Consider the following 13,571-nt stretch of genomic DNA (forward strand, 5'->3'; position numbering starts at 1 on the left):
TGTGCTTTCCCGAGACTACGGGTTTACACCACCGACCGACACCGGCCCCGTCCGCCGCCCGCTCGCGCGGTCCGGGCGGGTCAGAAGTCGTCGAGTTCGCGGATGACCTGGCCGCCGAGTTCGCGCTGGATGAGCTCCATGCTGTCGACGTAGGTCTCGGCGGAGTCGGCGTCGAGGTCGCCGTCGAAGTCGACCTCGTCTTCCGCGGGCTCGGGTTCCGGCGGGGGCGGCGGCTCGTCGGGCGGCGGCGGGACGGGCTCGGGCTCCCGCCGGACGGGCTGGGCGGCCTGCGGCGGCGCGGCCTGCGGGGGCGGCGGCGCGCTCGGGGCGCTTGGGGCACTCGGCGTGCTCGGACGGGGCGGGGGCGGCGCGTCCGCGGGCGGGGCGGCCGGGGGCACGGCGGGCGCCCCGTACCCGGACGGCGCGGCGGGCGGTCCGCCGCCGAACCCCGAGCCGTTGGCGGGCGGGGGACTCTGGCGCGGCGGGGCGAACCCGCCGCCACCGCCGCCGCCGTTCCCGAGGACGGTGTCGATGCGCCAGTCGACGTTCAGCCGCTCCTTGAGGACCTCGCGGATCACGGTGTCGCGGCCGCCGTTGGTGAAGTTCGTCCGCTTGCCCTCGGCGTCGAACGCGAGGGTGAGCAGGTTGCGGTCGAGCGAGACGGGCTCGACCCCGGACATGATCACCATCCAGGCGACCTTGCTCCGCTGCTTGACCGCCTCGACGATGTCGGGCCAGAGCCGCTGCACGGCGCCGATGTCCATGCCGCCGGGCTGTGCCTGGGATGCGGCTCCGCCGGGGGCGCCCTGAGTCTGCGGCGCGCCGTGGCCCTGGGCGGCTTGGCGTGCGCCTCGGGCTTCGTACGAGCCCTGGGGGGCGCCGGACGGCTGCGGGTCGGGCGCAGGCGCTGCGCTGGATGCTGCAGCGTGCGCCGGGGTTCGGGGCGCGCTGGAGGCGTCGGCGGCAGGGCCGTCGTGGGTCGGTGGAAGCCCGGCGGAGTCTCCCCGGGCGTCGGGGACCGGAACCGGTGTCGGCGCCGAGTTATCCACAGAACCGGTTTCGGTTGTGGGGGGGTTGCTTGGGCGCTGGACACTGGAAGTGGGGTCGCCCCCCTGGGCGGGCGGGGGTTGGTTCACAGGCGCGCGACCCGCGCCACCGCCCCCCGCGTAAGCTCCACCGCCCTGCCCAGCCCCGACCGCGCCATGACCACCAGCAGCCCCGAGCCCGACCCCACCGCCGAACCCGCCGCCGCCACCGAGACCGCCCTGCCCCGCCTGCCGCTCCAACCGATCCAGCCGCGCATACAGCGACGCCTCGTCCTGGTAAGCCCCCGGCAGCAGAATCCGCGCGCAGATCAGTTCCAGCAGCAGCCGCGGCGACGTCGCGCCGCGCATCTCGGTCAGTCCGGTGTGCAGCAGGTCGGCGGCGCGCGCGAGGTCCCCGGGCCCCATCGACGCGGCCTGCGCCCGCATGCCCTCCAGTTCGTCGGGCGGGACGTTGAACAGCCCGGACGACGCCGCGTCCGGCACGTTCGCGAGGATCACCAGGTCGCGGAGGCGTTCGAGGAGGTCGGCGGCGAACCGGCGCGGGTCCTGCCCGCTCTCGATGACGCGGTCGATCGCGGCGAACACGGCCGCCCCGTCCCGCCGCGCGAACGCCCCGACGACCTCGTCGAGCAGCGCCGCGTCGGTGTAGCCGAGCAGCGACACGGCCCGCGCGTAGGTGATGCCGTTCTCGTCGGACCCGGCGAGGAGCTGGTCGAGGATCGACAGGGTGTCGCGCGCGGACCCGGCCCCGGCGCGGACGGCGAGCGGCAGCGCGGCGTCCTCGTACGGGACGTCCTCGGACTTCAGGATCTCCTCGACGAGCTGCGTCAGCACGCCCGGCGGGATCAGCCGGAACGGGTAGTGGTGCGTCCGCGACCGGATCGTCCCGATGACCTTCTCGGGCTCCGTCGTCGCGAACACGAACTTCAGGTGCGGCGGGGGTTCCTCGACGAGTTTCAGCAGCGCGTTGAAACCCTCGCGGGTCACCATGTGCGCCTCGTCGATGATGTAGACCTTGAAGCGCGCGGAGACGGGCGCGAAGAACGCGCGTTCCCGCAGGTCGCGGGCGTCGTCGACACCGCCGTGGGACGCGGCGTCGATCTCGATGACGTCGATGTGCCCGGTGCCGGTCGGCCCGAGCGCGACGCACGAGTCGCAGTCGCCGCAGGGGTCGGGCGTGGGGCCCCGCTCGCAGTTCAGGGAGCGGGCGAGGATGCGCGCGCTGGACGTCTTCCCGCACCCGCGCGGCCCGCTGAACAGGTACGCGTGGTTGATGCGGCCGTTGCGGAGCGCCTGCTGGAGCGGTTCGGCGACGTGTTCCTGCCCCTTGAGTTCAGCGAACGTCGCCGGTCGGTACTTGCGGTACAGAGCCAGACTCATGGGGTTGTCCGCCCTCCTCGGGAGCAGAGCGTTCGACGGGGCCGCCCGACGGCGGTCCCCTCCGACGGCCCGTCAAGCAAAGGACCCCCCGCGCACCCGCCAGAGCCTGCTTATCCTTGCTGCCTTCCGGCCCTGGGGAGGTTCACAGGATGACGCCACGCGAGGGGCTGGGAGTGAGTCTATGTCATCCCCGGCCCGCTCTTCACATCTTCCGCCTAAGCTCCGGGGCATGACCGTCTTCCCCTCCGCGACGCTGCTCCACGTCGCCGAGCGCCGCCACTGGGACGAGGCCCGCGCGGCCGGCGGCCCGTACGCGATGTCGACGCGCGGCCGCACGCTCGCGGACGAGGGTTTCGTCCACTGCTCCTCCACCGAGGCCCAGGCCGCGACCGTCCTCGACCGCTTCTACGCGGACGTGCCCCGCGACGACCTCGTCCTCCTGGTCATCGACCGCACGGCCCTCCCCGCCGAGGTCCGCTACGCCTCCGTGGACGGCGACCTCTTCCCCCACGTCCACGGCCCGATCCCCCTCGCGGCGGTAATCGAGGTTCGCCCAGTCCCCGAGACCCGGTAGGATCTGCGGCGGAGGATTCGCCTAGTGGCCTAGGGCGCACGCTTGGAAAGCGTGTTGGGGGCAACCCCTCACGAGTTCGAATCTCGTATCCTCCGCCACGCCTGACCAGGCAAAACACCGAGGCCGGTACCCAGGGGTACCGGCCTCGCGTGCTTCACGGTCTCAGTTAGCTGGGCGATGCGCCATCGAGTGGCAGGGAAACTACGCCCGGCGCCTACGCCTCAAGCTCACGGGCTCCGTGCGCCGCCCTCCTTCTACGAAGGTGACCTGGCGATAGAACTGGTCAAGAGGAACGAAAACGCCCACTTTGGTCGCCCACTCCCGAAGCGCCCAGCTACAAGCCGACTGCCAGGAAATGACTTCGATCTTCCATCCCTTGCGATGCATGCGCTCAAGGTCTCGATGAAAGCCGATTCCATCGTCATATCCCGCCCCGTCGCCCGTCAGTAGCACAGCGACCCCAGGAGCCTCGGAGTCGATCACCGTTCGGAGCATCCGAGTTTGAAGGGCTTGGTCGACTGCCTGCTCTTTGCCCGATTGCGCTCCACGTTCGAACGTCTCCACGTCGATCCCCAGCGCTTGCAGCTTGCTCCAGAGCCCACCGAGGTCGGGAGGCACGCTCCCGACGCAGTAGGCACTCGCCACTGGCCGACCGGCACGAGCCAGATCATAAACGTTTTCAAACTGAAGCCGGACACTGTTGGCCACAGATACCTCATTGTGCTTTGCTGCGGCAAAACGGACAGGGGTGAAGAGGTTCGAGTTGTCCCAGAACAAGTGAACTTCATCTTTTGCTTGAATCATGCAGAGAATCGTATCTGCTGCGAATACGATGTTTGTAACAATTTTACAACCGCTGGGGGCTGGTACCGCGCGGCGCCAGCCCACCGGTTTCCTCTTAGATCTCCACCCATCCGCCCACAAGAGCCCGCCAACCTGGTTGGCCACGTCGCGACGGATCGCGTCGACCATGTGCTGGTAGCGCTTGGCCATCGATGCGCTCGACCAACCCGTGATCGCCATCGCCGTAGCGGTGGGACGCCGAGGATGAGCAGGACTGTCGCGGCGGTGTGGCGCGCGTCATGAAGGCGGGTCTCGCGTAGGCATGCTGGCACCTACCGAGCTTTGCAGCGTTGCCGATGCTCGACAGGCTGGAGCGTGGCGCTGCGTGTCAGGCATCCGTCGCGCACGTGTCCTCGAGCGGGGTGGCAGACCGCGTGGGCTGCGGCGATCTACTGTCTGCGGCTAACCACACGGCATGGAGTGCTGGCCATAGTTGATGTTCCCGCTCGTACGGGGACTGGTCGCCGAGAGGAGACCATGCTCACTCCCGCAGCCTTCCAAGACAGACTTATGAGACCCGACCATCGGCATGAACCCGGCGGTCGGGTCTCATCTTGCAAAGGAGATTTCTACGAGGGGCCCGCCGGCCTGGCTCTGTTGTTGCTGATCGGGACGTCGATACGGTCCCGAGCGACGACAATCCCGTCCTTGACGACGTAGCACTCCACGACGTGCTGTCCTTTAAAGTCGGAGTCCTCCACCCGCGTGTTAGGACTGGTCGAGCCGACAATCTGACCCCGGACCATGTCCCGGCGCTCGGCTTCCGGGCCGCGGTTGAGTACCTTCCACTTCAGTGTGTACGGCTCCTCGACCGTGCAGCTCGTCACTTGACGTACTGCGGGAACCGTCGCCGACGCTGCGACGCGGCACTCGGCAGCGGCCACTGAGAGCGCTCGCAACTTGGGCCGGATTTTGTCAGTGGTACGCCGGTTTCCTCTGCCGATCGGGCTCTCGGGTCAAGAGCGAACAGCTGTGGCGGGAGAGCGCCACGTCGAACACAACGTCCGGAGGTGAACGACCCGGCGGCCAGCGCGGCGAAAGACCATAAGGCGGCCAAGGCCGCCGAGCCCGCCGCTGCAGGCGGCCAGGTCAGAGGCATATTTCCGCAGGTAGACCCTACGCTGCTCTCTTGAGTTCTTGCATGGGTTTCAGGGCCGACGGCTCTGCTCCGCCCGGAGCAGGCAGAGACGAATGAGAGAATCGTCCCATGCCTGATGATCACGTGAACGCCGTCGACTCGACCGAGCGGCACTCGGCACTGGACACCGACGTCGTCCCCCTCGGTGAGCGCGTCCTGCGAAGCGTCCTCGACCACGTGATCGCAGTCGGCGACGAGGCGGAGACGACCTACCTCGAGGTCAAGAGCACCCTCGACATGAGCAGCAAGGCCTCCGCCGCCAAGATCGCGAAGTTCCTCCTGGGCGTGGCCAATCGGCGTCCGGACGAGGCCGCCAGGCACTTCCACGGCTACGCCGTGCTGGTGGTCGGTGCGCAAAAGGGCTGTGCTCCAGGCGTGCCCCGCGGAACCGAGGCCCACGAACTCGAGGATCGGCTCCGCCCCTACCTCGGGCCGCAGTTCCCGGCCTTCGAGTTCGGGCGGATCGGCGTGGACGCCGAGAACGAGGTGCTGTTCGTCATCGCTCAGCCGCCGAAGGAAGGGCAGACGATCTTCCCGTGCCACAAGAGCTTCCAAGGAGACGACCGCCGCGACAACCTTGAGGACGGCGCGATCTACGTGCGGGGCACCAGCAACACGCGGCCGGCTCGCTCCGGAGAGGTCTTGGCCCTCGTCGAACGCGCCCGCAGCGGCGGGAAGCCGCCGATCAAGCTCGAAGTGGAGGTGCTCGGCCCGATCCATAGGGTCGACCGCGTGGAAGAGGTCCTAGAAAGCCTTCGCGAGTACGAAGAGGAGCAGTTCAGCAAGGATCCGGAACTCGCAGAGGACGCCTTCGCATCGACGTCGATCCGTCTGGCGGCAAGCGTCTTCGGCGGAACTGCGCACCTGACCGCAGAAGACCGCAAGAACGCCCTGGCAAGGTGGCGGAACGGGAAGGTCGAGCACATCGCGAAGGGCCGCGAGCACCTACTGGGCGTCGGTCTGTCGGGGGCGGGGATCCGCGTGGTCAGCCGCGAAAGGTTCGTCTCGAAGCCGCATCTCATCGTGACCTTCCACGGCTGCGAACTGGTCGATCACCTCGATCCGGACGACGCCGACTACGAGAAGGCCGTCGAACCCGTACTGCGATCGCAGGGTCCCCTCCTCAACTACTCCGACCTCCGGCTCGTTCCCCGGGACTACCCCGTAGCTTGGAGCAACCGTGGCGATGACGCGGAGGTCGTGCTCACTCCGGAGTCGTTCCGCCCGAACGTGCCGTGGACGAGTGACCAAGACGACTACGTGATCGTCGCGAGGGACCCCCAGACCCGTTCAATTGAGGTCTCCTGGATCCTCACCGAGGACGGCAACGACGCTGTGACCAGCGGCGGTTTCCGTTTGCCGACTGCAGACCTCGTCGACGCCGCCGAGCTGTTCGCATCGGCGTTCCTTAGCGAGGACTGACGGTACTCCGAGATGTTGCTTGCGGCCCCGCCTTCCAAGACAGTCTTGTGAGAACCGACCACCGGCATGAACCCGGAGGTCGGGGCTCGTCCCATCAGGGAGATGTCCACGAGCCGCTCGCCGACCTTACTCTGGTGTTGCTGATCGGGACGTCGATGCGGTCGCGAGCGACGACGATCCCGTCCTTGACGACGTAGCACTCGACGACGTGCTGTCCCTTGAAGCCGGAGTGCCCGATCCGCGTGATCAGACTGGTCGAGTCGACGATCTGGCCCCGGACCATGTCCCGACGCTCGATCTCCGGGCCGCGGTTGAGCACCTTCCACTTCAACTTGTACGGCTCCTCGGCCGTGCAGCTGGTGACACGGAACTTCAGGCTCTTGTCCGCCTTCAGCAGCGCTCCGGTGTGGAGCATCTCTCGGAGCCTCGTCGCCTTCCAGCCATCCTGGTCGGTGGTGAACACCGTAGGAGCCGAGGCCGGAGGGAATGTAGTCGGCGACGTGGACGGCCTGGTCTTCATCGTCGGGGGGAAGACTACGGCGACGGGGCCGAAGTGTGCGTTCCACGGCCCATCTGCGCGGCAGCGGGGTGAAGCCTTTCTGGTCTGGAGGTTCACGGACGATGCCGAGCGTGGTCCGCAAGGTTGTGGCGGCCCACGTGGCCAGGCGCCCGGCGGCGGCAGCCAGGGCTCTACCAGGGCCTATTCGTCATCGGTCAGGTCCGAGGAATACCGCGACACCCGAGAGCAGGGCGAGAATATCTCCTGAAGAGAGCCTCTACCGGCACCTGCTGCGGCTCGGACCTGCCTGCGTCGCGCCGCAGCCGTCCCGGATGGGCCTGCCGGGTCTGGTCGATAGGTCGAGGCGCTCGACCGACACGTGACGATGTTCCCGCCTCAAGCGCCCGGTGCCTCGCGTTATTTCGTTGTTCGGACGCCATGCGTCCGTGTCCGTGACGTAGATGGCGAGGAAACGGAGGTCGCCTGCGGCGACCGAGCGTCTCGTCCTTCTCGGAGCGCTCTCGTGTGGTGGCCGGGAAGGGGATGGACGGCCGTGTACGAGGGATTGACGGAACCCTCGCCTATGGGTCGGCAGAGTCGCCCCGTGGGCTTGAGGGTGAGCGTCTCTAACGTGAGACCCCGGGAAGCCACGTGCGGACCGCTGGGTCACGGCATCTCTGGGCCGATTCGGGACGATGTCGCGTCACAGCGCGGCACCACGTGACACAACCGGTCTATCCTGGCCGGTATGAGCGCTCAGCCTGAGGTCACCCAGCGGGACCTGCGCAGTCGGTCCAAGGAGATCATGGATGCGGTCGAGCGTGGTCAGGCGTTCACCGTGACGCGTGACGGCCACAAGATCGGTGAGTTGGTCCCCTTGCGGCGCCGTCGCCGGTTCGTCCCGCGTGCGGAGTTCGCGGCCATGTCCGCCAACGCGCCGGCCATCGCGCTGGAGGCGTTCCGGGCAGACCAGGACGCGGTCGTCGACCAGGACCTGAGTGACCCCTATGAACGCTGAACAGCCCGTGCAGGGACTACTCGACACCAACATCATGATCCTGCGCAGTTGGATTGATCCGGCGGAACTGCCCGAAGAAATGGCGATCAGCGCTATCACGCTCGCCGAGTTGTCGGCCGGTCCGCACGAGGTTCGACGCAATGAGGAGCAGGCGGTCTATGACGAGCACGTCGAACGGGCGCGGCGCCTGGACGTGCTGCAGCGGGCCGAGAACGAGTTCGATCCGATCCCGTTCGACGTCGAGGCCGCCCGGATCTACGGGCGGGTGTGCGCAGCCGTCGTCGCGGCGGGCCGCAAACCACGGCGCCGGATTGCCGACCTGATGATCGCCTCCGTTGCCATCGCCGAGGGGTTGCCTCTCTACACGACCAATCCGCAGGACTTTCACGGGTTGGAAGACTTGCTGACCATCGTTCCCGTCACCAGGCCCGACACTCCACACGAACCGCGACGCGCATCCCGGACATCCTGATCACTCGAAGAGCGGTGCGGTGGCTGTTCAAGTCCCCGCGCGGCCGCTCGTCGGTTCTCAGCCGTCCGATTCAGCCTCAGCCGCGCGAAACGGTTCAGTGCCACCCACGGTGACGAACGACAGGAAGCCTTTCCGGCGGCGGTGCGACGCCGAAGCCATGCAGCCGACCTTCGACGGGCTGGTGACGCGCCTCCTCTTTGCCGCCTTGCGGCGGGGCGGGATCCGCGGTGTCAAGGCTCCACGTCGTCGATCTCCATCGTCGTGACCGTGTTCGGTGCCTGGGTCGTCGTGAGCAGCCGGTCGACCACGCGGGCGTCGCGGTCGCGGGTGTAGGTGCGGGCCGGTGCGTCGGTCGCGTCGGTGACCCACACGCGGACGGTGTGACCGTCGCCGTGGCCCGCCGCCCTGGAGAAGCGCCGCAGGTCGTAGACGACGGTGCGGGCGCCGCCGCCGTTCGCCGTGACCAGCGCCAGCCGCCGGGCGGCGTCGTCGTAGGCCGCGACGGTGTCCGGATGGCCGGAGTCGAGGAGCCGCATCCCGGGCCTGACGTGCCGCGTGTACTGGGCCAGGACGTAGTACTTGGCGTTGACTCCCGTGACCGCGGCGCGGAGCGTCCCCGGCGCGCCGCCGTCCGGATTCGGCGTCGTGTCGTCGTACGCGCCGCCGAGGAGTCCCCAGCCGGCCCCGTCGACCGGTTGCCAGTAGACCCAGGCGCGGGGTCGCAGGCTGCGCAGGTCGCGGCCGATGTTCAGCGCGGTCGTGAGTCCGCTGGGCTCACCGTCGCAGTACTCGCTCTGCCAGACGGGCGTGGTCGCGCCGACCGCCGCGCGCAGCGCCGCGCGGCCGCGGGAGTCGTCGTCGCGTTCGTATCCGTGGACGTTGACGCGTCCGACGATCCGCCGGACGTCCGCGGGCAGGCCGCGCCAGGTGTTCGCCGCCTGCGAGTAGAAGCATTCGTCGGACGCGGCGACCCGCACGTCGCCGAGGCCCCGTTCGTCCAGCGCGCGGCGCAGTGGGGCGAGCACCGCCGCCTGCGCGTCGACGGTGAAGTGGCAGCCCTCCTGGTTCTGGCTCGCGTGCCACGCCTGCAGCGACGGCTCGTTGAACGGCTCCACCGACGCGAACCGCACGCCCCAGTGGTCGCGGGCGTGCCGCGCGACGACGGCGATGTACCGCGCGAACGTCTCGCGGTGCGCCGGAGCGAGGTTGTCCTGGTCGGGCCGTTCGGCTCCGGACGGGTTCCCGTTCACGGTCATCCACCACGGCGGCGACACCGAGAACATCTCGAACCGGTCCGCGCCGATGTCGCGGGCCTTCAGCAGCATGCTCCGCTGGTTCGCGTCGGCGGCCCAGTCCCAGCCCGTGCCGCGCCAGTAGCCTTCGATCTGCTTGCGACGTACGATCCGGGGCGATTCGACCATCCTCGCCGAGCCGTCCCCGGGGTGCGGCCAGGTACAGGCGCCGAGGTCGTACCGGACGACGGTGAGGCCCAGCCCGGGGAGCGCGACCTCCTGGTCGACGAGCCGCACCCGCTCCCGGCCGCGGCCGAACAGCGCGCGGGCGATGTCGTCGCGGCGGCCCAGTTCGGTGCCCGCCCACCAGGACAGGCAGGCTCCCCACCCCTCCCACGCGGACGTGGCGCAGTGCGGATCGACCATCCGTCCGACCATGATCAAGCTACCGTTCACCAGCTTCCTTGGTGTAGTCGTCCATACCTCGTCGCATCGACCGCTCGCCGTGGGCTTTGCGCATCATTGACCGAGGTGGATCACTGCGGGCACCGGCCCGGCGTCAGTTCTTGCGGGGGGAGAGGGTGTAGCTGAAGGAGATCAGGAAGTCGATCGCGAGGATTACTGACCAGGGGGCCATGACGGTCCAGGCGCCTTTGGCGCGGGTCGGGTCGCCGGCCAGGAGGGTGAAGAGGGCCAGGACCGCCGCCGCGATCGTGTAGGCGAGCAGGTGGCGGTACCACTGGGTGCGTTCGCGGGCGGCGTGGGCTCGGCCGGTGCGGGGCGGGCGCGTGGGGGGCGGGCCGTGGTGGAGGCGGTGGGCGACGCGCTCGTCGGCCCAGCGGATCATCTGCGGGCCGAACACGAGGGACGTTCCGAGGTAGACGGCGGCCAGGCCGTGGGCGGGTTCGGCGGTCGCGCCGCCGCGGAGGTCCGCGACGGACGCCGCGAGCAGGACGACGTCGGCGGCGGGCACGCCGAGGAGCAGGACGCGGCTCAGGCCCGACGCGCGCAGGGCGTAGCGGGCGAGGAGCCCCAGGGCGAGCAGCACCCAGAACGCGATCTCGCACCCGACGATCACCACGATCACGGCGGCCTCCCAGACGTTCCAGCACGGTCGTGTGAAATAAATTAGCACGTCTGTGCGAGAATGTCCCGGTGCCGAAGGTCGTCGATCACGCAGCCCGCCGCGCCGAACTCGCCGAAGCCGTCTGGCGCGTCATCGACCGCGACGGCGTGGACGCCGTCTCGATCCGGTCCGTGGCCGCCGAGGCGGGCTGGTCGTCCGGCGCGCTCCGCCACTACTTCGCGACCCGCGCCGAGCTGCTGGCGTTCGCGTGCGAGCAGGTCGTCGAGCGCGTCGCCGCCCGTATCGGGGGACGCGGCGGGACGGGCGCGCCGCGCGAGGCCGTCCGCGCGATCCTGCTGGAGACGATGCCGGTGGACGCGGCCCGCACGACCGAGGCGGCGGTCGCGTTCGCGTTCCTCGCGCTCGGCCGCGGCGACCCGGCCCTAGCGCGGGTGCAGCGCGCGCACTTCGACGGGATGGCCGGACTGTGCCGCGACCTCGTCGAAGGACTCGGCGCGGCCGGGCTGCTCGCCGCGGACGCCGCGCCGCCCGGCGTCCTCGCCGGACGCCTGCACGCACTGGTGGACGGCCTGTCCGTCCAGTGCCTGGCCGGACACCTGGAACCCGACGAGATGACCGGCCGCCTCGACGCCTACCTGGCCGAGATCATCCCCGAACCGGCACCCTGAATACGACTCTCGGATACCGCTTTGTAGGCTTTGTCCCGTGCGGTTGACGAAGTTCACCGACCTCGCCCTGCGGGCCGTCATGCGGCTCGCGGTCGTCGAGGAGGACCGGTCGTTGACGACCCGCGAGGTCGCCGACGCGCTCGACGTGCCCTACGCCCACATGGCCAAGGCGATCACCCGGCTGCGGCAGCTCGGCGTGCTCGACGCGCGGCGCGGGCGCGGCGGCGGGCTCGGGCTGACGCCGTCCGGCCGCACCGCGTCCGTCGGCTGGCTGGTCCGCCGCCTGGAGGGGGAGGAGGAGGTCGCCGCGTGCGAGGGGGACCCGCCCTGCCCGCTGCGCGGCGCCTGCCGGCTGCGGCACGCGCTGCGCGAGGCGCAGGAGGCGTTCTACGCGTCGCTCGACCCGCTCACGGTGGCCGACCTGGTCGCCTCGCCCACCGGCCTGGTGCTGGTCGGGCTGTCCCGCCGCTGATCCGTCCCCCGGTCCGAACCCCGACGATGCCTTAAATACGCATCTTAGATACCAATTTGAGGAGTGACGATGCTCTCCCCCGAGGCCGCCCCCGTCGTCCAGGCGACGCTGCCCGTCGTCGGCGGCGCGATCGACGAGATCGCCGCCGTGTTCTACCGCCGTCTGTTCACCGCCCGCCCCGAGCTGCTGCGCGACCTGTTCAACCGCGGCAACCAGGCCAACGGGGAGCAGCGCCGGGCGCTCGCCGGGTCCATCGCGGCGTTCGCGACGCTGCTCGTCGAACGCCCCGACGAGCGGCCGGACGCGATGCTCGCGCGCATCGCGGGCAAGCACGCGTCCCTCGGCGTCACCGCCGACCAGTACCCGGTCGTCCACGAGCACCTGTTCGCCGCGATCGGCGAAGTCCTCGGCGACGCCGTCACCCCGCAGGTCGCGGCGGCGTGGGACGAGGTCTACTGGCTCATGGCCAACGCGCTCATCGCGCTGGAGAACCGGCTGTACGCGGAGGCGGGCGTCGCGCCGGGCGACGTGTGGCGCACGATGGAGGTCGCGGAGCGGCGCGAGGAGACGCCCGACGTCGCCTCGCTCGTCCTCCGCGAGCCAGACGGGACGCCGGTCCCGGCCGCGCGGCCCGGCCAGTACGTCAGCGTCCGCGTCGGGCTGCCCGACGGCGCGCGCCAGATCCGGCAGTACAGCCTGTCCTCGGTGCCCGGCGACACGGCCGCGTGGCGGATCACCGTCAAGCGCGTCCGCGACGGCGGCGGGCCGGACGGCGAGGTCTCGACCCGGCTGCACGAGCACGCGCGCCCCGGCGACCTGCTGGAGGTGTCGGTCCCGTTCGGCGACCTCGTCCTGGAGGACGGCGACCGCCCGCTGGTCCTCGCGTCCGCCGGGATCGGCGTCACCCCGATGATCTCGATGCTCGACCACCTCGCGGCGCACGGCGCGGACCGGCGCGTCATCGTCGTCCACGCCGACCGGTCGCCCGACCGGCACGCGCTGCGCGCCGACCAGCGGCGGCTCGTCCGCGCGCTACCCGGCGCGGAACTGCACCTGTGGTACGAGGACCCCGCGGACGAGCCCGACGCCGCGCCCGGCTACGCCGACCTGTCCCGGCTGGACGTCCCCGCCGACGCCGACGCCTACCTGTGCGGGCCGCTGCCGTTCATGCGCAACGCCCGCGCCGACCTGCTGCGCCGCGGGCTGGCCCCCGCCGCGATCCGGTACGAGGTGTTCGGCCCCGACCTGTGGCTCGCGCGGTGAGCGCCGGGGCGTCCGTCGCCGTCGCGGCGGTGTTCGTGTGGTTCGGGATGGTCCTGGCGATCTCGTTCGTCGAGGCGCCGCTGAAGTTCCGCGCGCCGGGCGTGACCGTGCCGATCGGGCTGGGCATCGGGCGGCTGGTGTTCCGCGCGCTGAACCTGGCGGAGGCCGTCCTGGCGGTCGCGGTCGTCGTCGCGGTGGCGGCGTGGGGGCCGCCGGTCGCGGTGGCGGTGCTCACCGGCGTCGCGGCGGCCGTGCTCGCCGTGCAGCTCGGCGCGGTGCGGCCGGTGCTGAACCGCAGGTCGGACCGCGTCTTGGCCGGGGAGGACCCGCCGCGGTCCCGCGCGCACCTGGTCTACGTCGTGCTGGAGACGGTCAAGGCGGCGGTGCTGCTCGCGCTCGGCGTGGCGGTCCTCGCGTCCTGACCGCTGGTGGCCCGGCGGCGTCCGCGCCGCCGGGC

At 70.3% G+C, this 13,571-nt stretch carries 14 protein-coding genes, 1 tRNA gene and 1 other RNA gene; 9 read left to right on the top strand and 7 right to left on the bottom strand.

The window, feature by feature from the left end; translation table 11 throughout:
* Positions 1–80 precede the first annotated feature (80 nt).
* Positions 81–2,426, bottom strand: a complete 2,346-nt coding sequence (locus tag G339_RS0113770) for a DNA polymerase III subunit gamma and tau (RefSeq protein WP_019631666.1) — start codon at positions 2,424–2,426, stop codon at positions 81–83.
* Positions 2,427–2,502: 76 nt separating this feature from the next.
* Positions 2,503–2,598, bottom strand: an RNA gene (ffs, locus tag G339_RS37730) — signal recognition particle sRNA small type.
* 57 nt (positions 2,599–2,655) lie between these two features.
* Here ffs and G339_RS0113775 point away from each other — a divergent pair.
* Both G339_RS0113775 and G339_RS0113780 read left to right on the top strand, forming a co-directional pair.
* Positions 2,656–3,000, top strand: a complete 345-nt coding sequence (locus G339_RS0113775) for a DUF952 domain-containing protein (RefSeq protein ID WP_019631667.1) — start codon at positions 2,656–2,658, stop codon at positions 2,998–3,000.
* A gap of 10 nt (positions 3,001–3,010) precedes the next feature.
* Positions 3,011–3,098 (top strand) — tRNA-Ser (locus tag G339_RS0113780).
* Positions 3,099–3,201: 103 nt separating this feature from the next.
* On the opposite strand, the gene G339_RS38765 is transcribed toward G339_RS0113780, so the two are convergent.
* Positions 3,202–4,023 (bottom strand): NYN domain-containing protein, encoded by an 822-nt coding sequence (locus tag G339_RS38765; RefSeq protein WP_157407652.1) that lies wholly within the window; start codon positions 4,021–4,023, stop codon positions 3,202–3,204.
* 389 nt (positions 4,024–4,412) lie between these two features.
* The gene (locus G339_RS39430; protein WP_338028924.1) at positions 4,413–4,727 is read right to left on the bottom strand and encodes a nucleotide-binding domain-containing protein; all 315 of its coding nucleotides are present in this window, start codon (positions 4,725–4,727) and stop codon (positions 4,413–4,415) included.
* 323 nt (positions 4,728–5,050) lie between these two features.
* Between G339_RS39430 and G339_RS0113795 the strand changes: the two genes are divergently transcribed.
* Complete coding sequence (locus G339_RS0113795; protein WP_019631669.1) at positions 5,051–6,403, top strand: hypothetical protein; 1,353 nt, start codon at positions 5,051–5,053, stop codon at positions 6,401–6,403.
* Between the two features lie 94 nt (positions 6,404–6,497).
* On the opposite strand, the gene G339_RS33635 is transcribed toward G339_RS0113795, so the two are convergent.
* On the bottom strand, positions 6,498–6,923 hold the full coding sequence (locus tag G339_RS33635; protein WP_169514739.1) for a nucleotide-binding domain-containing protein: 426 nt from the start codon (positions 6,921–6,923) through the stop codon (positions 6,498–6,500).
* 727 nt (positions 6,924–7,650) lie between these two features.
* On the opposite strand from G339_RS33635, the gene G339_RS0113805 reads away from it, so the two are divergent.
* Both G339_RS0113805 and G339_RS0113810 read left to right on the top strand, forming a co-directional pair.
* Positions 7,651–7,920, top strand: a complete 270-nt coding sequence (locus G339_RS0113805) for a type II toxin-antitoxin system prevent-host-death family antitoxin (protein WP_019631671.1) — start codon at positions 7,651–7,653, stop codon at positions 7,918–7,920.
* Positions 7,910–8,392, top strand: a complete 483-nt coding sequence (locus G339_RS0113810; protein WP_026341424.1) for a type II toxin-antitoxin system VapC family toxin — start codon at positions 7,910–7,912, stop codon at positions 8,390–8,392. The genes G339_RS0113805 and G339_RS0113810 overlap by 11 nt, the downstream gene beginning before the upstream one ends.
* 230 nt (positions 8,393–8,622) lie before the next feature.
* On the opposite strand, the gene G339_RS33640 is transcribed toward G339_RS0113810, so the two are convergent.
* Positions 8,623–10,080, bottom strand: coding sequence for a glycoside hydrolase (locus G339_RS33640; RefSeq protein ID WP_157407654.1), 1,458 nt, complete (start codon positions 10,078–10,080; stop codon positions 8,623–8,625).
* Positions 10,081–10,183: 103 nt separating this feature from the next.
* The gene (locus tag G339_RS0113820; RefSeq protein ID WP_019631674.1) at positions 10,184–10,711 is read right to left on the bottom strand and encodes a 2TM domain-containing protein; all 528 of its coding nucleotides are present in this window, start codon (positions 10,709–10,711) and stop codon (positions 10,184–10,186) included.
* A 68-nt stretch (positions 10,712–10,779) separates the two neighbouring features.
* Between G339_RS0113820 and G339_RS0113825 the strand changes: the two genes are divergently transcribed.
* The 4 genes from G339_RS0113825 (at position 10,780) to G339_RS0113840 (ending at position 13,536) form a co-directional block, all read left to right on the top strand.
* A complete protein-coding gene (locus G339_RS0113825; protein ID WP_019631675.1) occupies positions 10,780–11,379 on the top strand; it encodes a TetR/AcrR family transcriptional regulator in 600 nt (199 codons plus the stop codon).
* 37 nt (positions 11,380–11,416) lie between these two features.
* On the top strand, positions 11,417–11,851 hold the full coding sequence (locus G339_RS0113830; RefSeq protein WP_019631676.1) for an RrF2 family transcriptional regulator: 435 nt from the start codon (positions 11,417–11,419) through the stop codon (positions 11,849–11,851).
* Between the two features lie 69 nt (positions 11,852–11,920).
* Complete coding sequence (locus tag G339_RS0113835; protein WP_019631677.1) at positions 11,921–13,114, top strand: globin domain-containing protein; 1,194 nt, start codon at positions 11,921–11,923, stop codon at positions 13,112–13,114.
* Positions 13,111–13,536: a hypothetical protein gene (locus G339_RS0113840; protein WP_019631678.1), complete on the top strand. Its 426-nt coding sequence runs from the start codon at positions 13,111–13,113 to the stop codon at positions 13,534–13,536. The genes G339_RS0113835 and G339_RS0113840 overlap by 4 nt, the downstream gene beginning before the upstream one ends.
* The last annotated feature ends 35 nt before the right edge of the window (positions 13,537–13,571 follow it).

The organism is Actinomadura atramentaria DSM 43919 (genome assembly GCF_000381885.1).
Lineage (GTDB): Bacteria > Actinomycetota > Actinomycetes > Streptosporangiales > Streptosporangiaceae > Spirillospora > Spirillospora atramentaria.